21 protein-coding genes are annotated in these 19,309 nt (G+C 50.1%); 12 read left to right on the top strand and 9 right to left on the bottom strand.

Translation table 11 applies throughout. The features are described 5' to 3' along the window. Window positions 1-20: 20 nt before the first annotated feature. The 4 genes from ABK447_RS18735 to ABK447_RS18720 all read right to left on the bottom strand — a co-directional run bounded on the left by ABK447_RS18735 (window position 21) and on the right by ABK447_RS18720 (window position 3,549). Window positions 21-1,445, bottom strand: coding sequence for an MDR family MFS transporter (locus ABK447_RS18735; protein WP_094031503.1), 1,425 nt, complete (start codon window positions 1,443-1,445; stop codon window positions 21-23). 17 nt (window positions 1,446-1,462) lie between these two features. Next, window positions 1,463-2,338 (bottom strand): TetR/AcrR family transcriptional regulator, encoded by an 876-nt coding sequence (locus ABK447_RS18730; RefSeq protein WP_015416814.1) that lies wholly within the window; start codon window positions 2,336-2,338, stop codon window positions 1,463-1,465. 160 nt (window positions 2,339-2,498) lie between these two features. Next, window positions 2,499-3,245, bottom strand: a complete 747-nt coding sequence (nfsA, locus tag ABK447_RS18725; RefSeq protein WP_349909110.1) for an oxygen-insensitive NADPH nitroreductase — start codon at window positions 3,243-3,245, stop codon at window positions 2,499-2,501. Between the two features lie 16 nt (window positions 3,246-3,261). Further along, window positions 3,262-3,549: a putative quinol monooxygenase gene (locus tag ABK447_RS18720; RefSeq protein ID WP_003156323.1), complete on the bottom strand. Its 288-nt coding sequence runs from the start codon at window positions 3,547-3,549 to the stop codon at window positions 3,262-3,264. 141 nt (window positions 3,550-3,690) lie between these two features. Between ABK447_RS18720 and ABK447_RS18715 the strand changes: the two genes are divergently transcribed. Then, window positions 3,691-4,005 carry a helix-turn-helix transcriptional regulator gene (locus ABK447_RS18715; RefSeq protein WP_003156322.1) on the top strand — a complete coding sequence of 105 codons (315 nt, stop codon included), beginning with the start codon at window positions 3,691-3,693 and terminating at the stop codon, window positions 4,003-4,005. Window positions 4,006-4,032: 27 nt separating this feature from the next. Here ABK447_RS18715 and ABK447_RS18710 read toward each other — a convergent pair whose 3' ends face one another. Then, on the bottom strand, window positions 4,033-5,442 hold the full coding sequence (locus tag ABK447_RS18710) for a PLP-dependent aminotransferase family protein (protein ID WP_322544310.1): 1,410 nt from the start codon (window positions 5,440-5,442) through the stop codon (window positions 4,033-4,035). 107 nt (window positions 5,443-5,549) lie between these two features. Here ABK447_RS18710 and gabT point away from each other — a divergent pair, with 107 nt between their 5' ends. The 4 genes from gabT to gdh all read left to right on the top strand — a co-directional run bounded on the left by gabT (window position 5,550) and on the right by gdh (window position 10,175). Next, complete coding sequence (gene gabT / locus ABK447_RS18705; RefSeq protein WP_023356706.1) at window positions 5,550-6,857, top strand: 4-aminobutyrate--2-oxoglutarate transaminase; 1,308 nt, start codon at window positions 5,550-5,552, stop codon at window positions 6,855-6,857. Window positions 6,858-6,962: 105 nt separating this feature from the next. Continuing rightward, a complete protein-coding gene (gene gabD, locus ABK447_RS18700; protein WP_007410282.1) occupies window positions 6,963-8,351 on the top strand; it encodes a succinate-semialdehyde dehydrogenase in 1,389 nt (462 codons plus the stop codon). Window positions 8,352-8,505: 154 nt separating this feature from the next. Then, complete coding sequence (locus ABK447_RS18695) at window positions 8,506-9,369, top strand: RhaT/GlcU family sugar-proton symporter (protein WP_003156317.1); 864 nt, start codon at window positions 8,506-8,508, stop codon at window positions 9,367-9,369. 20 nt (window positions 9,370-9,389) lie between these two features. Next, a complete protein-coding gene (gene gdh / locus ABK447_RS18690) occupies window positions 9,390-10,175 on the top strand; it encodes a glucose 1-dehydrogenase (RefSeq protein ID WP_349909109.1) in 786 nt (261 codons plus the stop codon). Between the two features lie 45 nt (window positions 10,176-10,220). Here the strand turns inward: gdh and ABK447_RS18685 are convergent, their stop codons facing one another. Genes ABK447_RS18685 through ABK447_RS18675 form a run of 3 tightly spaced genes read right to left on the bottom strand, consistent with a single transcriptional unit; the run spans window position 10,221 to window position 13,078 of the window. Beyond that, entirely contained in the window at window positions 10,221-10,832 is a 612-nt protein-coding gene (locus ABK447_RS18685; protein ID WP_039062620.1) for a YcnI family protein, read from the bottom strand. 12 nt (window positions 10,833-10,844) lie between these two features. Beyond that, complete coding sequence (locus tag ABK447_RS18680) at window positions 10,845-12,473, bottom strand: copper resistance CopC/CopD family protein (RefSeq protein ID WP_349909108.1); 1,629 nt, start codon at window positions 12,471-12,473, stop codon at window positions 10,845-10,847. A 32-nt stretch (window positions 12,474-12,505) separates the two neighbouring features. Beyond that, window positions 12,506-13,078 (bottom strand): DeoR family transcriptional regulator, encoded by a 573-nt coding sequence (locus tag ABK447_RS18675; protein ID WP_032870800.1) that lies wholly within the window; start codon window positions 13,076-13,078, stop codon window positions 12,506-12,508. A gap of 176 nt (window positions 13,079-13,254) precedes the next feature. Between ABK447_RS18675 and ABK447_RS18670 the strand changes: the two genes are divergently transcribed. The 5 genes from ABK447_RS18670 (at window position 13,255) to ABK447_RS18650 (ending at window position 17,253) form a co-directional block, all read left to right on the top strand. Next, on the top strand, window positions 13,255-13,596 hold the full coding sequence (locus ABK447_RS18670; protein ID WP_003156306.1) for a hypothetical protein: 342 nt from the start codon (window positions 13,255-13,257) through the stop codon (window positions 13,594-13,596). 174 nt (window positions 13,597-13,770) lie between these two features. Continuing rightward, window positions 13,771-15,210, top strand: a complete 1,440-nt coding sequence (locus tag ABK447_RS18665) for a PTS mannitol transporter subunit IICB (RefSeq protein WP_014720723.1) — start codon at window positions 13,771-13,773, stop codon at window positions 15,208-15,210. Between the two features lie 24 nt (window positions 15,211-15,234). Next, complete coding sequence (locus ABK447_RS18660; protein WP_216062091.1) at window positions 15,235-15,666, top strand: PTS sugar transporter subunit IIA; 432 nt, start codon at window positions 15,235-15,237, stop codon at window positions 15,664-15,666. A 1-nt stretch (window position 15,667) separates the two neighbouring features. Next, complete coding sequence (locus ABK447_RS18655; protein WP_020955331.1) at window positions 15,668-16,789, top strand: mannitol-1-phosphate 5-dehydrogenase; 1,122 nt, start codon at window positions 15,668-15,670, stop codon at window positions 16,787-16,789. A gap of 68 nt (window positions 16,790-16,857) precedes the next feature. Beyond that, window positions 16,858-17,253, top strand: a complete 396-nt coding sequence (locus tag ABK447_RS18650; protein ID WP_003156298.1) for a 3-hydroxyacyl-ACP dehydratase FabZ family protein — start codon at window positions 16,858-16,860, stop codon at window positions 17,251-17,253. Window positions 17,254-17,291: 38 nt separating this feature from the next. Here ABK447_RS18650 and ABK447_RS18645 read toward each other — a convergent pair whose 3' ends face one another. Then, complete coding sequence (locus ABK447_RS18645) at window positions 17,292-17,456, bottom strand: hypothetical protein (RefSeq protein WP_003156294.1); 165 nt, start codon at window positions 17,454-17,456, stop codon at window positions 17,292-17,294. Between the two features lie 127 nt (window positions 17,457-17,583). On the opposite strand from ABK447_RS18645, the gene ABK447_RS18640 reads away from it, so the two are divergent. Both ABK447_RS18640 and ABK447_RS18635 read left to right on the top strand, forming a co-directional pair. After that, window positions 17,584-18,333: a Cof-type HAD-IIB family hydrolase gene (locus ABK447_RS18640; RefSeq protein WP_007410293.1), complete on the top strand. Its 750-nt coding sequence runs from the start codon at window positions 17,584-17,586 to the stop codon at window positions 18,331-18,333. A gap of 205 nt (window positions 18,334-18,538) precedes the next feature. Then, on the top strand, window positions 18,539-19,303 hold the full coding sequence (locus ABK447_RS18635) for a 5-oxoprolinase subunit PxpA (RefSeq protein ID WP_007410294.1): 765 nt from the start codon (window positions 18,539-18,541) through the stop codon (window positions 19,301-19,303). Window positions 19,304-19,309 lie beyond the last annotated feature (6 nt).

Genomic DNA, 19,309 nt, shown 5'->3' with positions numbered 1-19,309 from the left:
GTGATCGGGTTCTTTTTGGTTTACCGCGTAACGGCCTGCTGCTGCTCGGGCTGACGCGGTTTTTTCTTCAATATAAAAGATAGGAGGAAGCCGGCCAGCGCGATGCAGGCGGCTACGACAAATGCCGCATTCATGCCGTGCAGGGCGGCGTTTGCCGGAGTTGTCGCATTTGCGTGCGCGGCCTGGCTGCTCATCACGGAAACTAGCAGCGCCGTACCGATAGAACCGCCGACTTGGCGGACGGTATTGTTCATGGCTGTGCCGTGCGGAATTAAGTGGCGCGGCAGGGCGTTGATACCCGCTGTCGTCACCGGCATCATAATCATGGCTGTTCCCAAAAGCCGCGCGGTATAAACGACGACAATCCAAATGAGAGACGTCGAGTCCGTCAGATTCATAAACGGCAGGGACGTGAGCAGGATGATGAAGAATCCGGTCATCGCAAGGCCCTTTCCGCCGATTTTGTCAAACACCCGGCCGATAAACGGAGACATCATCCCCATCACAATCGCGCCCGGCAAAAGCATTAATCCGGTATCAAACGCGGATACGCCCCGGACTTTTTGCGTGTAAAGCGGGAGAATGGTTTCCGTTCCGATCAGCAGCGCGAAAACAAGCGTTCCGAGCAGGGTGGTCAGGCTGAAAATCCCGAAAGAAAACACGCGGAATTCCAGCATCGGTTTTTTGAGCTTCATCTGTCTTGCGATAAAGAAAATCAGCGCGACCGCTCCGACAAGCAGCGAAGTCAGCACTTCAGTACTGGTCCACCCTGATGAACCGGCGCTTGAGAAGCCGTAAAGCAGACCGCCGAATCCGAGGGTCGATAAGATCACAGATAAAATATCAATCTGTGTTTCTCGTAATGTCGTGACGTTTTTCATCAGAATAATCGCTAAAAGCAAATCGATGACTGCGATCGGGAAGATAATATAAAACAAAGACCGCCAAGAGAATGCTTCGACCGCCCATCCGGAAAGCGTCGGGCCGATCGCCGGCGCGAACGAAATAACCAAGCCGACCATACCCATGGCGCGGCCGCGCTTTTCCATCGGGAAAATCGTGAGAAATACCGTCTGCATGAGCGGCATCATAATTCCGGCGCCGGCCGCCTGAATAATCCGGGCCGTTAAGAGCACCGGAAAGTTTGGAGCAAATGCGCCGACAATGGTGCCCGCCGTGAAAATACTCATGGCGGAAATCAAGAGGGTGCGGCTTGTGAATTTCTCTATTAAAAACGCGGTAATCGGAATCAAAATCCCGTTCGTCAGCATAAACGATGTTGTCAGCCATTGCGCTTTGTTGGCGTCTATATTGAAGTCATTCATAATGTGCGGCAGCGCCGTAATAAGCAGTGTCTGGTTCAAAATGGCGACGAACGCACCCGCCAAAAGAATCCCGACAATGACAGAGCGGTTGTATGGTGCAGTTTTAATACTCTTATTCAAGCTGATTCCTTCTTTCTTTATAGTTTGAGCAATGTTTTAACGGCTGCAAGCGGCTGGTGCAGCGGTCCGGCCTGCTCCAAATAACCGATAAGCGCTTTGATGAGAAAATCCCGCGGCTGTTTGTCCGCTGATTCTTTCTCCAGCATAGCCGCCGCGGAAGCGAGTCCTGCGGCGTCATATTTTTCCTCCGGAAGGGCTGAGACGGCTTCTTTCAGTTCCTTCAGGCTTTCAGCCAGCAATACGGTTTTGTCTTTCGGCTCAAATGAGGAAGCGGAGGCGATATAAAGGTCAATCATCTCCTGAGGCAAAGCGGTTTCGGCTGTCCTGTTTTCGACGATGAGATTGAGGTGGCGGATGATAAACTCCGTGAGCGGCTCCAGGGCGAGCGGTTCTTTTTCCAGCTTAATCAGCGTGATGCATTCTCTCAGGAGCCCCTGCAGGACGATCACCAGCTCCCATACATAAGGAATAATGTCTTCGCCGTACGTCTGAATCAGTGAATCGCGATGCCAGCAGATAAAGGTGGAGCGGGCTCTGTGGATATGCCGTTTTACCCGCTCATTAATGGAAGAGGGGCTTCCGTACATCAGCATATTAAAAAACTGCTGATTGCGCCTGAAGCCTTCAAGCTCAGCCATCAGTTTTTTGGCAAACCGTTCCTCAGGGGAGAGGCTTGTTTCTTCATTCAATAATGAAGCGGCGGCTACCATCTGTTTCTGGTTAAAGTCGAGCAGCTCCAACAGCAGGTCTTCCTTTGATTCAAACAGCTTATATAAAGACGCTTTGGAGACTTTGCACTCCTCTGCGATCGCCTGCATCGAAACCGACGAAAAGCTTTTCCCGGAAAAAAGCTTCCTTGCCGCCAGCAGAATATCCGTTTTCTTATCATTCATAAGCCCAGATTCCTTCTTTCGTCACAATAGAAAACCCATCGGTTCACAGAAAACCAATGAGTATATGATGAAAATATTAACAAAAATTTTTACATAGTGTCAACGCTTTTGTTTGAGGAACAGAAAAAACCTGCCGGAGTGTTCCGGCAGGCTGATCCGCTTATTTATCCGTCTTAAACCCTTGTTTTTCAAGCATTTCACGAATGTGAGGATAATAAAGCTGCTTATAGTAGGAGGTGATGCCTTGTGACCAGTTTCTCGTTTCCTGTCCGTCGGTGCGTTTTTTCATGTATTCGGACATCTGCTTGTCATAGGCCTCGATATGTGTTCTTAAATCTTCTTCTTGATACGTTTCATGATGCAGAACGGCTGCTTGCGGCAGACGAGGTTTTTTCGCGGAGCGGTCTGCCGGATGGCCGATGACGAGACCGGAAACCGGGAAAACGTATTTCGGAAGTTTCAGCAATTCAATGAGTTCGTCCGGCTTGCCGCGCACGGCGCCGATCGGCACAGTGCCGAGTCCCATTGATTCAGCCGCAGCCGTTGCCGTACCCAGCGCAATCCCGACATCTACGGCTCCGACTAAGACGGACTCTAAACCGTTCGTGATCTCAAGCGGTGTATCATTATACTCTTCAAGCGCAATTTTGGCGCGGTTAAAATCAGCGCAGAATAAAAGGAAAACCGGCGCTTGGTCAATCCACGGCTGGCCGCCAGCCAATTCGGATATTTTTTTCTTCCGCTCCTTATCTTTCACCGCAATAACGGTAAATTGCTGGCCGTTAATGGAAGTGGGCGCTGCCTGAGCGGCTTGGATGATAAGGTCCAGCTGCTCATCCGATACGGGTTCATCTGTGTAGCTGCGGATGGAACGGTGGTCTGTTAATATTTGAAGGACTTCGTTCATGTCATTCATCCTTTCGTTACTCTGACAGTTCTGTGCGGACGACGTCAAGCGGCGCACTCAGCACTTCTTTTGCTTTTGCCACGAATCCTTGGAAATGGTCAGTTGCGTTGTGGAATTTCATCGCTTCTTCATCTTTCCATTGCTCAAGCATAACGAATGTATTTTCCTCACCGACTTTTTCGAAAAGATCGTATTGCACATTTCCTTCTTCCGCGCGTGAATGCTGAACAAGTGATTGCGCTTCTCCTAAAAATTCCTCGCGTTTATCCGCTTTTACTTTCATGTAAGCCTGTAAGACGATCATTGTTATTCCTCCTGATTGGGTTTATTTGTTATAGTTCGAATATTATCGAACTAACTGTAACATGTTTCGCTGCGAATGGTAAAGGAAAAACCCTCACCGCCTAAATTGTCACCCGCCGCTGATCTGTGTTACATTTGACTCATGAACATTCCAAACCATCCTGAAACCGACCGCTTACAGCTGACAAAGGTTCTTCATGCTCTGAGTGATCCGCTCCGCTTAGAGCTGGTCAAACAATTGGCGGAAACAACAGAAAAAACGTGCGGTACCTGTGCTGATGTCCGGGTCGCCAAATCAACGCTGTCCCATCACTTCAAAGTGCTGCGGGAAGCGGGGATCGCCCAAGTGCGCATAGACGGGAAGCACCGTTATTATTCCCTGCGCAAAGATGATTTACAAGCGGCGTTTCCCGGCCTGTTGGAGGCGATTTTGCAGACAGAACCGGACCGCTGGTAAATAAGTCCCCGAATTCCGGGGGTTTTTTTATGCGCCGAAAACCGCCCGGTAAAGCCTGTAGACGCCTTCTTGAATATCGCTCTCCTTCAGGCGTGCGAACCCCAGGATAAGCTGCGGTTTGTTTGAATCGCCTCCCGCTTTCAGACGGAACCGGCTCATCGCAAACAGATCCAGCTGTTCTGCATCCGCCCGTGCCAATATCTCTTTTTCTGAACGGGCGCATTCAAACTCAGTGACAAAATGAAGCCCCGCATTGGCGCCCTTTACACTGATTCTTTCTCCGAATGTTTCTTCCAAAGCCGAAATGAGGCATTCCCGCATGTTCTTATAATGCTGCTTCATCTTTTTAATATGTTTCTGATATTCACCTGAGTCGATAAATTCTTTAAGCGCGAGCTGGGCAAGCGTGCTGCACGTATGCAGGTCATACGTTCTCTCTTTGAACGTCCGCAAAAGCCCGGGCGGCAGAACCATATAGCTGATGCGCAGACCTGGGAAAAGGGATTTTGAAAAGGTCCCCATGTAGATGACATTTTGAAACCGGTCAAGGCTTTGAAGCGCCGGTATCGTATCGGCGTCATATTTAAATTCACTGTCATAATCATCTTCAATGATGAAGCGGCCGTTCTGTTCGGCGGCCCAGTTTAAAAGCTGAATCCGCCGGGAAGCGGGCATGATCACGCCTGAGGGGAATTGATGGGAAGGCGTGGTGATCAATACAGAGGGCCGGCGTTTTTCGATTTCGTCCATGGACATGCCTTTTTCATCAAGGCTGATCGTCGCAACCTTTTTCCCGAGGTTTTGCAGCAGCCGGTACATCCTCATATATCCCGGGTTCTCCATGGCGTAGAGCGCGTTTTTTGGCAGCAGTTCCGTCAGCAGCTGCATCAGCATTTGTGTGCCCGCTCCGAGCACGATTTGTTCCGGGCGGCATGTAACGCCCCTTGTCAGGGAAATAAGCCGTGAAATTGTTTCACGGACTTCATATAAACCTTGAGGATGGACGAGTTCTCCGAGTGTATGAAATGAACGGGCGGCTGCTTTCTGCTCACAGCGGAACCAGCTTTTCAGGGGGAAATGCGCCGTATCCACGCTCATATGTGAAAATGAAATCCAGCCGCTTTTATCCGTCTCCCGCTCTTTCAAATCATCAGGCAATAGGAGCGAAGGCGTTTCTTCATGATAAACCGTATCAATTTCCTCCACGAAAAAACCTTTTCTTTCGACCGCATATAAATAACCTTCCGAAAGCAGCTGCTGATAAGCTGAATTCACTGAATTCACGCTGACCTTCAGCGTCTCGGCAAGCTCCCGTTTAGACGGCACCTTTGTATGAGGCATCAGGCTGCGCTTTAAAACGGCCGCTTTTATGTGCTGATAGATCTGCTGATAGATATAATCCGCCGTTTCCGAATGGTCAATGGAAATCGTCAGCATCCAGACCCTGCCCCTTTCTGATACCATGGATAAATTGGTTTTGGTACTTTTCATCATACCAAAAAGAAGTCAGAATGATAAGAAAACAATGCAGGGGGATGGAATCTATGAGTCGAACAGCATCATCGGAAGTGACAACTGCCCAGTGGCAGCAAAAACGGGATCAATTCGTTTCCAAGGGGGTCGGCAACGGAAACCGCAGCATGGCGGTAAAAGGGGAAGGGGCGCTTTTGTACGATTTGGACGGCAGACGATTCATTGATTTTGCCGGAGCGATCGGAACGCTGAATGTCGGCCATTCCCATCCGAAAGTGGTGGAGGCCGTGAAGAAACAGGCGGAGGATCTGATTCACCCGGGATTTAACGTCATGATGTATCCGTCTTATATTGAGCTGGCCGAAAAACTTTGCGCCCTTGCGCCGGGAGATCATGCGAAAAAAGCGATTTTTCTCAATTCGGGGGCGGAAGCGGTGGAAAACGCCGTGAAAATCGCCAGAAAATATACGAAGCGCCAGGCTGTCGTGTCATTTACAAGAGGGTTCCACGGCCGCACGAACATGACGATGAGCATGACGAGCAAGGTGAAGCCTTATAAATTCGGTTTCGGCCCGTTTGCCTCAGAGGTGTATCAGGCGCCGTTTCCTTATTATTATCAAAAGCCGGCCGGCATGAGCGACGAGCAGTATGACGACTTTATCATCAGCGCTTTTGAGGATTTCTTTATCGCCGCAGTTGCACCGGAAACCGTCGCCTGTGTCGTCATGGAGCCGGTTCAGGGAGAGGGCGGCTTCATCATTCCGTCAAAACGTTTCGTGCAGCACGTCGCCGCTTTTTGTCAAAAACACGGCATCGTTTTTGTAGCGGATGAGATTCAGACCGGTTTTGCCAGAACGGGAACGTATTTTGCGATTGAACATTTCGGGGCCGTTCCTGATTTGATCACCGTTTCCAAATCACTTGCGGCCGGATTGCCGCTGAGCGGCGTCATCGGCCGGGCGGAAATGCTTGATGCCGCCGCGCCAGGGGAACTCGGGGGCACATATGCGGGAAGCCCGCTCGGCTGTGCGGCTGCGCTTGCGGTCTTGGATATTATTGAAGAAGAAGGGCTGAATCAGCGTTCCGAGGAGATCGGCCGGATCATCGAGCATCAAGCGCTCGAGTGGAAAAAAGAGCATGCCTGCATCGGAGAAGTGCGCAGACTCGGCGCGATGGCGGCCATCGAAATTGTCAAAGATCCGGACACGCGGGAACCGGACAAAGCAAAAGCCGCGGCGATCGCCAAAACGGCGAACGAGAACGGACTGCTGCTGCTGACGGCCGGCATTAACGGCAACATTATCAGATTCCTGACGCCGCTTGTCGTGACGGATGAGCAGCTCAAAGAAGGCCTTTCCATTATCGAAGCAGCTCTGTGAGTTCAATTATTGGAATGCCGGCGGATGTGTCTGCTATCATGAAAGTGTGAGATACATCAACTAGCATTCAATGGCTTTACTATAGCAGAGAAAGGAATGTTCAATATGCCAGAACAATTAACAGTGTACAACCCGGCAACGGGAGAGGCGATCGAAAGCATCCCCCAGCAGACGGCCGAAGATGTTGAAAAAGCGATTGAACGTTCACATCAAGCGTTTCAATCATGGTCCAAAACATCAGCGGGAGAACGTGCCTCACTGCTGAGAAAATGGTATGAGCTGATTGTTGAAAATAAAGAAGAACTTGCGGAATTAATTACGAAAGAAAACGGCAAACCGTACGAAGAAGCGGTCGGAGAAGTTTTATACGGCGCCGGCTATATTGAATGGTTCGCCGAAGAAGCAAAACGGATTTACGGCAGAACAGTACCTGCGCCGACAACGGGCAAACGGATTGTCGTCACCCGTCAGGCGGTCGGCCCGGTAGCCGCGATCACGCCGTGGAATTTCCCGAATGCGATGATTACAAGAAAAGCCGCGCCCGCTTTGGCGGCAGGCTGTACGTTCATCATCAAACCGGCGGAGGATACGCCGCTTTCCGCTTACGCCCTTGCGCGTCTCGCATATGAAGCGGGAATTCCGAAGGACGTGCTGCAAGTGGTGATCGGTGACGGAGCCGAAATCGGAAACGTCTTCACCAGCAGCCCGAAAATCCGCAAAATTACCTTTACCGGCTCAACGCCTGTCGGCAAAATCCTGATGAAAAACAGCGCCGACACCGTAAAACATATGTCAATGGAGCTTGGCGGACATGCGCCGCTGATCGTGGATGAAGACGCTGATCTTGATCTGGCGGTAGCCCAAACAATGGCCTCTAAATTCAGAAATGCCGGCCAAACCTGCGTCTGTGCGAACCGGCTGATCGTACACGAATCCGTAAAAGACGAGTTTGCGAAAAAACTGAGTGAAGAAGCTGCGAAACTCAAAGTCGGAAACGGTCTTGAAAAAGGCGTAAACGTCGGCCCTGTCATCAACAAAAAAGGCTTCGATAAAATCGTCGGCCAAATTAATGACGCCGTGGAAAAAGGCGCAAAAGTGCTGACGGGCGGAACGTATGACCAAAACGATGAAAAAGGCTGCTATTTCGTGACACCGACCGTGCTGTCAAATGTAGATACATCCATGAACATCATGCATGAAGAAACATTCGGCCCGGTTGCGCCGATCGTTACGTTCTCAGATATTGATGAAGCGATCAAGCTTGCGAACGATACGCCGTTCGGGCTTGCGGCTTATTTCTTCACAGAAAACTACCGCCGCGGCATCTATATTTCTGAACAGCTTGAATACGGCATCATCGGCTGGAATGACGGCGGTCCGTCCGCGGTTCAAGCGCCGTTCGGAGGAATGAAAGAAAGCGGCATCGGCCGTGAAGGCGGTACGGAAGGCATTGAGCCGTACCTGGAAACCAAATACATGTCTATCGGACTTTAATGAGCCGAAAAGTAAGCCCCGCTTCTAAGCGGGGCTGTTTTTATTGAGCAGTCTGCCGGTGAATATCGCCGGCAGGCTTTTTTGATCTTGCGGGAATAATCGGTTCGATTCCAGACAAAATAACAGCAAATACGATTGAAAGAAGGTCGCCATCATGGATATATTATTGGCTCTTCTCCCGGCTTTATTTTGGGGGAGCATCGTGTTATTTAACGTCAAATTAGGCGGCGGGCCTTACAGCCAGACGCTGGGAACGACAATCGGGGCGCTCATCGTTTCGTTTGTGTTGTATCTGTTTGTCCACCCGGTGCTGTCTGGGCGCATTTTTATTGTCGGCATCATCTCGGGGCTGTTTTGGTCACTCGGCCAAAGCAATCAGCTTAAAAGCATACAGCTGATGGGCGTTTCAAAAACGATGCCGATATCAACGGGAATGCAGCTCGTCTCGACTTCTTTGTTCGGTGTGATCGTATTCAAAGAATGGTCAACCCCGATCGCGATTACGCTGGGTATTCTCGCCCTTATTTTTATCATCATCGGGATTGTGCTCACATCTTTAGAAGATAAAAAGGGGCGGGCGGACGGAGAACCGGGAAACTTAAAAAAAGGCATTGTCATCCTGCTGATCTCCACGCTCGGTTATTTGGTCTATGTCGTTGTGGCCCGGCTGTTCGGCGTATCCGGATGGTCAGCGCTCCTGCCGCAGGCGATCGGGATGGTCATCGGCGGACTGCTCCTGACGTACAAGCATAAACCGTTTAATAAGTACGCCCTCAAGAACATTCTGCCGGGAATCATCTGGGCGCTCGGGAATATGTTTCTGTTCATCTCACAGCCGCGCGTCGGAGTTGCGACAAGTTTTTCCCTCTCTCAAATGGGGATCGTCATCAGCACGCTCGGCGGAATCTTCATTCTCCGTGAGAGCAAAACGAAGCGTCAGCTGGTCGCCATTGCCATCGGGATTATCCTGATCATTGTGGCCGCGGTATTCTTAGGCGTGGCGAAATCAAATTCATAACAAATGCAGGAGGTTTGAACATGTACACGGATTTAAAAGGAAAAGTCGTTGCCATTACGGGAGCTTCATCAGGATTAGGAAAAGCGATGGCGCTCCGCTTCGGACAGGAGCAGGCGAAAGTCGTGGTTAACTACTATAGTAATGAAAAAGACGCCCAAACCGTTAAAGAAGAGATTCAAAAAGCGGGAGGCGAAGCGGTCATCATTCAAGGCGACGTCACAAAAGAAGAAGATGTCAAAAACATCGTGCAGACCGCGGTGAAGGAATTCGGCACATTGGATGTCATGATCAATAACGCCGGTATGGAAAATCCGGTTCAGTCGCATGAAATGCCGCTCAAAGACTGGAACAAAGTCATCAATACCAATCTGACCGGCGCTTTTTTAGGAAGCCGCGAAGCCATTAAATATTACGTAGAGAATGATATTCAAGGAAACGTCATTAACATGTCAAGCGTACATGAAATGATTCCATGGCCTCTGTTTGTTCACTACGCGGCGAGTAAAGGCGGCATCAAATTGATGACGGAAACGCTGGCGCTGGAGTACGCGCCGAAGCGCATCCGTGTTAACAATATCGGACCGGGAGCCATCAATACGCCGATCAACGCGGAAAAATTTGCGGATCCCGTTCAGAAAAAAGATGTGGAAAGCATGATTCCGATGGGATATATCGGTGAGCCGGAAGAAATCGCGGCTGTCGCCGTCTGGCTTGCTTCAAAGGAATCAAGCTACGTAACCGGCATTACGCTGTTTGCTGACGGGGGAATGACCAAATATCCGTCATTCCAGGCAGGCCGCGGATAAGAAAAAAAGCGATCGCAGGCTCTTTAGAGCCGGATCGCTTTTTGCTTACGCGCGTTTTTTCTTTACAAGCGCCGCGATGGAAAGGATAATCGCCGCAGCTGACAGAACGATGGCTGCAATATCAAGCGCTGATACGCCGGATTTGCTTTCTACGTTTGACTGTTCAGCTCCGTGCGCATCCGTCACGCTGGCCGATTTCGTGATTTTCGTAATCGAGTGAGGCGTGTCGGCTTTCTCATCACCCGTCCATTCTACAATGCTGCCGTCTTTGTAATATTGGTAAGCGTCCCAAGCGGCATCTCCGCTCTTTTCAGGATTTTTCGCAACGAACGTGAACTGCTGGAATTGGCCGGGCTGAATGCCGCCGTCTTTTGCTTCCCAAGTGACGGAGACCGCTTTGTCATCATGTTTGGATACGGATGTTTTCCAGCCCGGAATCGGCTGATACTGCTGAAATTCAACGCCGGCGGGCATTTTCAGCACGACTTTCGTTGTCGGCTCATTCTTTTCCACAGGCACTTTCATCGTGTAGGTTTCCCAGGAACCGGCCGCGGATTCCGCGGGTTTGACTGAGACGTGGGCGCTTGCTGTCGCCGTAAAACCGACGAGTGACAGGGTCACGGCGGATATGAATAATAAAGCCTTTTTTTTCAACATGAGATACACTCCTTAGTTTGTCGTTGAGAATATTTGGTTGATTTCATTAAAATCGTTTGTCAGCCCGTGGACTTTGATCTTCCAGTTTCCCTTTTCGGTGATGGACAGGTTGGCGGCTTCGAATGTGCCTTCCTTCGTCTTCTTCAAATCAAAGGTGCTTTCATGCTGTTTGCCGCTGAAGCCCGTCTGGTAAACAGTGACCGTAAATTGCTGAATGTCTTTTACCAAGCTGCCGTTGTGATCGGTGACAATGACTTGAAATTCATTTTTACCCGGCTGGTTCGGCGTAATGTGCAAGGACAGGGTTTCCCCGTTTCCGATCGTTTCTGAGCCGTTAAAAGGCAATGGCGCAGGCGGCGGCGGGCTGGGCAGGCTTGTGAAGACGGCGGTTGTAAATAATACCGCGATGCCTAGTGCCCATTCGGCCTTTATCGTTGCGCTGATGCTCCTTTTTCTGCTGAACTTCGTCATCCATACGTGAACGGCGCCGAGCACAAGCATGATAACAAACAGTCCGATTTTCAAAAGGAGCGTCTTACCGTAAGCGGTGTGAAAGAGTGAATCAAACGTGCGGATAATGAAAAATCCGTTCAGCACACCTGAAAATAACAGCACACCGACAGAGGCGAACGCCCAAGGAGAAAACCGTCTGACCGCCTCCCAAGCGATGGTTTTATCGGGTTTTCTCCACTCTGATGAAAGCAGCAGCACAAGCGCGGCGATACCGCCCATCCATACAGACGCGGCCGATAAATGGAGAAAGTCCATCGCGATGCCGACCGCTTTTTCGTCGATAACCGCCGCATGCCCGGCGAATGCTTTTGCCAAAAGCGAAGCGAAGAAGAACAACAGCGGCGCCGTCCAGTACGCAAATGACCGGAATGCTTTCTTCTTCAACAGCGGGATCATGGACAGGGCGAGCAGGATAAATAAGCTGATCTGGATCATCCAGACGTACCCGCCTGCCGTTTTCAGAAGCGTTTCTTTTACATAGTCCGGCTGGAACGCGGCGCTCCAAGCGCCGCCCGCGTTTTCTTTCGTCTGGATCGGGAGCTGGCAGATAAGCGCGAGCCCCGTTACACATAAAGAAATCACGAGCAGCTTTACAGTTCGTTTTGCTTTTGATGAATCTTTATTATTTCTGTACCAAAACAGATGGAAAAAAGCCGTGCCGATAAACAGGGAGAGAGCGGTGTACAAAATACCGCGGTCGATGGCCGCTTCGGGATGAAGCGCCGCTTGCGATGATGTCTGCTCCTGAAGTTCTCCGCCGGCTTTTCCGATACTGAAAGGGATGACGCCGGATACCGGATGTCCGTCGGCCGATACCGCGTTCCATTCCGCTCTGTAAATATCATGCGGCAGATTTTTTTTCAATGCCGCGGTCATGATGCGGGCATCATTTTTTTGAATCACTGTTTTGCCCGCGTCGACCCGTTCGCCGGATGAATTATAGACCTTAATGGAGTGGAAGCCTTCTTCAATCTGTTCATTAAACTCAATTTCAATCTGCTTCGGCGCTTGTTTTAATTCACTGTTCTCACCCGGATTTGAGTTTGTGATGTAGGCGTGGGCGAAGCTTGTTTTCGGAATCAAAACAAGGAACAGCAAAAAGATGAGCCAGCGTTTGTTCTGTCTCATGGATGATGACACCGCCTTCCGGTTGGTTGTTGTTATGTCTTGCTGCAGGTGCATCCCTTCTGCCTGTCGTGTAAGATGATGTCCGCCGCCTCGTCAAAGGTGCAAATGATCCCGCCGAATCCTTTTTGAAACCGTTCTGCGTAATCAAGCGTTGAGAAGGGAATCGCCTGAGGCCGGCAGCAGTGAAGGTCAATATCGGCATGGACTAAAAAGTATGCGGAAGCGGCCGTCAGCGTCGTCTGGAGAAGAAAATCTTTACAAATGACGTGGGACACTTCTTCCTTTTTATCCTCATACCGCAAAATCGCGCAATGAATGCAGCACATCTGCTCAACGGCTTGTGAAACGGTAATAAGCTGAACAGAATACGAATGCTGAATCGGCCGCAGGCAATAGCCGCATTGATTGGCGCTTCGTTCTGAAGCGGGAGGGAGCGTAATGCCGCCGGGTGTCCGGATAATCCGGTTTGCATCCGCCAGCTGATTGACGTCTCTGTACACGGTCATCTCGGAGACGCCGAATCTCTCGCTTATGTCAGAGATTTTCAGCGCGCCCTCTTCTTTCAGCCATTCAAGCAAGGTTTGCTGTCTGTGAATCGGAAGCAATTCTGCATCCTCCTTTTTATGCGAATGAGTGATGAACCTCCCTCTAAGAGTAGATGTTTTCACAAATGCACACAAGAGCCTGATGATAAAATATGTGAAAAAATGTTGAACAATCACAAATGTAAAAGACGTAGTCAGACTCTGTTATAATAGAAGAGTTGAATGGAGGAATAAACATGAAAGAAACGACCTGCCCGAACTGCGGCAAGCCGATTACAGGCGACATGGTCAGATCATCCATGATCCCGTGCCAGTTTCAGTGCGGGCATTGCCATGTGAAATTGCGTGAATATAAAGTATCAGCTCCGATTATGGCTGCGGCCATTGCGATCACGGTGCTTTTGATTTATCTTGTGCAGATGGCCAGAACCGCCGTCATGCCGATGTTTCCGGCAGCGCGGTATGTGCCGGCCGCCATTTTCGCGCTCGTATGTGCGTATCCGGTGTTTATTGTCAGTGAGCGGCTCATTGCCAAACTCGTCGTCACAAAAGGACACATTATATACAGAAAGCGGTAAGACACCTTTGATGAGGTGTCTTTTTTTGTTAAGGAGTTGTCACAGTCTCTGTGCCAAACTCCTCTTTACTTTTCATTGAATGGGGATTGTAAGCGTTTTATGATGAAGACACAGGGGAGAGAGAAACCCCGTGTCTTATTTATTTTCATCTGAAGGCAAGCAAACAGGGAGGGAATGAACATGCAGCAAGAACAGCAAGCTGGCATGAAAGTGAAGATACAGCGGTTCGGCAGTTATTTAAGCGGTATGATCATGCCGAATATCGGCGCATTTATCGCATGGGGAATTATCACCGCGCTGTTTATTCCTGCGGGATGGTTTCCGAATCCGCAGCTGAATACATTGGTAAGCCCGATGATTACGTATCTACTGCCGCTTTTAATCGCATATACGGGCGGAAAAATGATTTACGATCACCGCGGGGGAGTCGTCGGAGCGACGGCCGCCATCGGAGTCATTGTCGGAGCGGACATTCCGATGTTCTTAGGGGCAATGATTATGGGGCCTTTGGGCGGTTATCTCATTAAACAATTAGACCGTGTGTTTAAAGATAAAGTCAGACAGGGTTTTGAAATGCTGATCAACAACTTCACGGCGGGAATTATCGGAGCTGTGCTGACGATTATCGCATTTTATGCGATCGGCCCGGTCGTCCTGTCTCTTAACAAATTGCTGGCGGCAGGTGTGGAAGTCATTGTCCACGCGAATTTGCTGCCGATTGCAAGCGTTTTCGTAGAACCGGCGAAAGTTCTGTTCCTGAATAACGCGATCAACCACGGCATTTTAAGTCCGATCGGAATCGAGCAGGCCGCCAAAGCGGGTAAATCCATTCTGTTCTTAGTGGAAGCGAACCCCGGGCCGGGACTCGGTATTTTACTGGCATATATGTTCTTTGGGAAAGGCTCTTCAAGATCGACGGCTCCGGGAGCGGCGATCATTCATTTCTTCGGGGGGATTCATGAAATCTATTTCCCTTACATTTTAATGAAACCGATGCTGATCCTCGCGGCGATCGCCGGGGGAGCGAGCGGACTGCTTACATTCTCGATCTTTAACGCGGGTCTTGTCGCCGCATCATCTCCGGGAAGCATCATCGCCATTTTGGCGCTGACGCCGAAAGGAAGCTATCTCGGCGTGCTGGCGGGCGTCATCGTTGCCGCGGCCGTATCGTTTATCGTCTCGGCGCTTATTCTGAAATCGTCTAAAGCGGGCGAAGAAGATTTGACAGCCGCGGCGGAAAAAATGCAGGAAATGAAAGGCAGGAAAAGCGAAGCTGCGGCCGCGTTGGCGGACAAAGAGGAAGAGCCGGAAAACAGCGCCGCTGATATTTCCGCCGACCAAGTCAGCCGCATTATCTTCGCGTGTGACGCGGGTATGGGATCGAGCGCAATGGGCGCCTCCATTTTAAGAAACAAAGTGAAAAAAGCAGACCTGGATATTGATGTGACAAATACGTCGATCAATAATCTTCCGAATGACGCGGATATCGTCATTACGCATAAGGACCTGACTGACCGCGCGAAAGCGAAGCTGCCGCAGGCGGTGCACATTTCGGTTGATAATTTCTTGAACAGCCCGAAATACGATGAACTGATTGAAAAGCTTAAAAACTAATCAACAGAAAGAGGGATCTTCATCATGGAAGTATTGGCTAAAGCGAACATCAAACTGAACCAGACGGTGAACTCAAAAGAGGATGCCATCCGCCTCGCGGGACAGACATTGATTGATAACGGCTACGTGAAGAACGGCTATGTGGAAAAAATGTTCGAACGTGAAGAAACATCATCCACGTTTATGGGGAATTTCATCGCGATCCCGCACGGCACGGAAGATGCGAAGGATGAGGTGCTTCATTCAGGCATTTCCGTCATCCAGATTCCGGACGGTGTGGAATACGGTGAAGGCAATACGGCAAAGGTCGTTTTCGGTATCGCCGGAAAAAACAATGAACACTTAGACATCCTGTCAAACATCGCCATCATCTGCTCAGAGGAAGAAAACATCGAACGGCTGATCAGTGCAAAGACGGAAGAAGAACTGGCCACTATTTTCAGCGAGGTGAACTGACATGATTGCCCTTCATTTCGGAGCGGGAAACATCGGGCGGGGCTTTATCGGCGCCCTGCTCCATCATTCCGGCTATGAGGTAGTTTTCGCTGATGTGAATGAAACGATGGTCAGCCTTCTCAATGAAAAGAAGGAATATACCGTGGAGCTTGCCGACGGCGGCCGGCAGACAGAAATCATCGGCCCCGTTTCAGCCATCAACAGCGCGGTGCAAGAACAAGAGCTGTACAGGCTGATCAATGAAGCGGCGATCATTACGACGGCGGTGGGCCCGAACGTTCTCAGACTCATCGCCCCGTCCATCGCGGAAGGGCTGAAGCGCAGAACGTCCTCTGAGCCTCTCAATATCATTGCCTGTGAAAATATGATCGGCGGCACCAGTTTTCTGAAAAAAGAAGTTTTCGGACATTTGACGGAAGCGGAGCGGGAACTCGTGAACCGGACGGTCGGCTTCCCGGATTCTGCGGTGGATCGGATCGTGCCGATTCAGCACCATGAAGATCCGCTGAAAGTATCCGTAGAACCGTTTTTTGAATGGGTCATAGACAGAACCGGCTTTGCCGGCGGCCAGCCGGTACTGGAAGGTGCGTTGTTTACGGATGATCTTACGCCTTTCATCGAGAGAAAGCTGTTTACCGTCAATACCGGTCATGCCGTTACGGCGTACGTTGGCTATCAGCGCGGATTAAAAACCGTCAAAGAGGCCATCGGCCATCCGGAAATCCGGCGTGTCGTGTACGATGCACTTTCAGAAACGGGCGAGTACTTAGTGAAAGCGTACGGCTTTAAGCAAGCCGAACACGAGCAGTACATGAAAAAAATCATCGGCCGCTTTGAAAATGAATACATCACGGATGATGTGACAAGAGTCGCCAGATCACCGCTCAGAAAACTCGGAGCGAATGATAGATTAGTAGGGCCGGCCAAAAAAATAAAAGAACCAAACGCGCTGGCAGAAGGCATCGCCGCCGCCTTGCGTTTTGACTATCAGGATGATCCGGAAGCGGTTGAGCTGCAAAAGCTTATCGCGGAAAAAGGCACGAGCGGCGTTCTTCAAGACATTTGCGGTATTCAGCCGCATGAGCCGCTGCACGGCATCGTGCTCAAAAAGCTCAATCAATAAAAATGAACCCGCGTCGGGGGACGCGGGTTTTTTCTTGCGTTATAATGAGAGAGAAGGGAGGCTGCGTGATGAATCAGAAGCTATTGCCCCATCGTTTTCCGTTTCTTTTGATTGACGGCACGACGAACAGTGAAGCCGGAAAATGGGCGGCTGCTTACAAAAACATCAGTGAAAATGACTGGTTTATAACTGAATCCCAAAGAGAGATGCCATTTTCGCTCGTCGTTGAAGCAATGGCCCAAACGGCGGCTTGCGCGGGAATTACCGGCGGCGACGGCCTCGGTCTCTTATCCGCGGTGAAGAAAGCGGAAAGGTTAGGTGCCGCTTTGCCGGGAGACCGTCTGGATCTTTTTTTTGAGGTCACGCGAATCAGACGCGGTTTTGTGTTCGGCCGGGCGAAAGCGTCCGTTGCCGGGAAGCCTGTGGCGGAAGCTGAGCTCAGCATATTTATCCAGCCATCGTAAAAAAAGCCGCCTCCAGCGGCGGCTTTCGGACAAGCCTGTTATTTTGTATCATAATCTCTTTCACTTTGTGAATTGTCCCTTTGGTCATGTTTGTGTTTTTCGTCATTGGCGTTTTCCTTCAGCTCTTCCAGCGGAATCGGATCGGTTAAATCATGATGTTCAGGATTTTCATTCGGTTTGTTCTTTTGTTTTCTTTCTTTCATCCTCCATCACCTCAATATTTCTTTTCCTCAACGTTCTCCCCGCCAAACGCAGGAAGCGGTTTTTTGTTCCTGTGGGTCATATGTATTAAAATAGAGACGACTACATTATAAAAAGTGAGGTACATATATGCCGATACAAAGAGAAGACGCAGATATTAAACTGATCGCGATTGATATGGACGGAACCCTGCTCAATGACGAGCAGCTCATCCCGGAGGAAAACCGGCGGGCGATCAAGGAAGCGGAGGCGAAAGGAATTCACGTCGTCATCAGCACAGGACGCACGCTGATGACCTGCCGCGAACTGGCTGAGTCTCTCGAGCTGTCATCCTTTTTAATCACGGCAAACGGCAGCGAAATCTGGGATTCCGACTTTGAGCTGGTTGAGCGCAAGCTTCTTCATACCGATCATATTCAAAAATTATGGGATCTGAGGAATAAGCACAACACGAATTTCTGGGCCTCTACCGTCGATAGAGTGTGGAGAGGGGAATTCCCGGAAACGATTACGGATCATCAGTGGCTCAAGTTCGGATTCGAAATCGAGGATGACGAAGTGCGGAATGAGGTGCTGAAAGAGCTCAAGGAATACAAGGAGCTCGAGATCACAAACTCCAGTCCGATCAACATCGAAGTCAATGCCCTCGGTATCAACAAAGCGGCTGCGCTGGCGAAGGTATCGGAAAAACTCGGCTTCACGATGGAAAATGTGATGGCCATGGGTGACAGTCTGAATGACATTGCCATGATTGAAAAAGCGGGTGTCGGCGTCGCCATGGGGAATGCGCAGGACATTGTGAAAGAAACAGCTGACTGGGTGACTGATGTCAACACGGAAAACGGGGTCGCCAAAGCGATCCGCCACTGGGTGTTATAATAGAAAAAAGAGAGAGTCTCAGTATGAGGCTCTCTTTTTTTGTTTTGTCAGATTTGTGACTAGGTCCATGGTAGGTTTTCTGACAAAAGGATGTTCAAACCTGTCAGAAATAAATATAATGAAGAGAAATCCAACAATTCGGAATAGTCATTCCGAATAGCGGAATGATAATCATATAAAACGTTTACAATACAGGAGGGATCTTATGTTTCAGATTGACATCAATTGTGATTTAGGAGAGAGTTTCGGTGCTTATAAAATCGGGCTGGATGAAGAGATTTTGGATTATGTGACATCTGCAAACATCGCCTGCGGCTTTCATGCGGGTGATCCCAGCGTGATGCGCAAAACGGTTGCGCTTGCGGCGGAAAAAGGCGTGAAAATCGGCGCTCATCCCGGGCTGTTCGATCTGCAGGGATTCGGGCGGCGGCAGATCGCGATTACACCCGAGGAAGCGTATGATCTGACGCTGTACCAAATCGGCGCGCTGTCAGGGTTTTTAAAAGCAGAAGGTGTCGAGATGCAGCATGTGAAGCCGCACGGCGCTTTATATAATATGGCCGCCGTCAATCCCGGCCTGTCAGAAGCCATCGCTCAGGCGGTCTGTCATTTTGATCCCGGGCTTATTCTTTTCGGGCTTTCCGGAAGCGAGCTGATTAAAGCGGGAGATCGAATCGGACTGAGGACGGCAAGCGAAGTGTTTGCGGACCGCACCTATCAGGAAGACGGCACGCTGACGCCGCGTTCAGAGCCGGATGCGCTGATTCAGGATGACAAAAAAGCGGTCGGTCAAGTGATTCAAATGGTGAAAGACAGCACGGTGACATCACGTAAGGGACAAGCTGTAAGCCTGAAAGCGGACACGGTCTGCATTCACGGAGACGGAGCCCACGCCCTCACATTCGCAAAAACAATCAAAAAAGAATTAAAAGCGGCAGACATTCAAATCAGCGCACTTTCAAAAGACTGAGCAGCA

Origin of the sequence: Bacillus sp. hwrm1 (assembly GCF_040207805.1) — a bacterium.
Lineage (GTDB): Bacteria > Bacillota > Bacilli > Bacillales > Bacillaceae > Bacillus > Bacillus velezensis.
This window is presented reverse-complemented; position numbering and strand designations above follow the sequence as displayed.

What these genes read in the sequence shown, in the direction of transcription:
- ABK447_RS18680 (WP_349909108.1), bottom strand. Translation starts at nt 12,473, where the DNA reads ATGAGACAGAACAAACGCTGGCTCATCTTTTTGCTGTTCCTTGTTTTG.
- gdh (WP_349909109.1), top strand. Translation starts at nt 9,390, where the DNA reads ATGTACACGGATTTAAAAGGAAAAGTCGTTGCCATTACGGGAGCTTCA.
- ABK447_RS18685 (WP_039062620.1), bottom strand. Translation starts at nt 10,832, where the DNA reads ATGTTGAAAAAAAAGGCTTTATTATTCATATCCGCCGTGACCCTGTCA.
- ABK447_RS18710 (WP_322544310.1), bottom strand. Translation starts at nt 5,442, where the DNA reads ATGCTGACGATTTCCATTGACCATTCGGAAACGGCGGATTATATCTAT.
- ABK447_RS18715 (WP_003156322.1), top strand. Translation starts at nt 3,691, where the DNA reads ATGAACATTCCAAACCATCCTGAAACCGACCGCTTACAGCTGACAAAG.
- ABK447_RS18730 (WP_015416814.1), bottom strand. Translation starts at nt 2,338, where the DNA reads ATGAATGATAAGAAAACGGATATTCTGCTGGCGGCAAGGAAGCTTTTT.
- ABK447_RS18650 (WP_003156298.1), top strand. Translation starts at nt 16,858, where the DNA reads ATGAATCAGAAGCTATTGCCCCATCGTTTTCCGTTTCTTTTGATTGAC.
- ABK447_RS18670 (WP_003156306.1), top strand. Translation starts at nt 13,255, where the DNA reads ATGAAAGAAACGACCTGCCCGAACTGCGGCAAGCCGATTACAGGCGAC.
- nfsA (WP_349909110.1), bottom strand. Translation starts at nt 3,245, where the DNA reads ATGAACGAAGTCCTTCAAATATTAACAGACCACCGTTCCATCCGCAGC.
- ABK447_RS18655 (WP_020955331.1), top strand. Translation starts at nt 15,668, where the DNA reads ATGATTGCCCTTCATTTCGGAGCGGGAAACATCGGGCGGGGCTTTATC.
- ABK447_RS18660 (WP_216062091.1), top strand. Translation starts at nt 15,235, where the DNA reads ATGGAAGTATTGGCTAAAGCGAACATCAAACTGAACCAGACGGTGAAC.
- ABK447_RS18665 (WP_014720723.1), top strand. Translation starts at nt 13,771, where the DNA reads ATGAACATGCAGCAAGAACAGCAAGCTGGCATGAAAGTGAAGATACAG.
- gabT (WP_023356706.1), top strand. Translation starts at nt 5,550, where the DNA reads ATGAGTCGAACAGCATCATCGGAAGTGACAACTGCCCAGTGGCAGCAA.
- ABK447_RS18635 (WP_007410294.1), top strand. Translation starts at nt 18,539, where the DNA reads ATGTTTCAGATTGACATCAATTGTGATTTAGGAGAGAGTTTCGGTGCT.
- ABK447_RS18640 (WP_007410293.1), top strand. Translation starts at nt 17,584, where the DNA reads ATGCCGATACAAAGAGAAGACGCAGATATTAAACTGATCGCGATTGAT.
- ABK447_RS18720 (WP_003156323.1), bottom strand. Translation starts at nt 3,549, where the DNA reads ATGATCGTCTTACAGGCTTACATGAAAGTAAAAGCGGATAAACGCGAG.
- ABK447_RS18645 (WP_003156294.1), bottom strand. Translation starts at nt 17,456, where the DNA reads ATGAAAGAAAGAAAACAAAAGAACAAACCGAATGAAAATCCTGAACAT.
- gabD (WP_007410282.1), top strand. Translation starts at nt 6,963, where the DNA reads ATGCCAGAACAATTAACAGTGTACAACCCGGCAACGGGAGAGGCGATC.
- ABK447_RS18695 (WP_003156317.1), top strand. Translation starts at nt 8,506, where the DNA reads ATGGATATATTATTGGCTCTTCTCCCGGCTTTATTTTGGGGGAGCATC.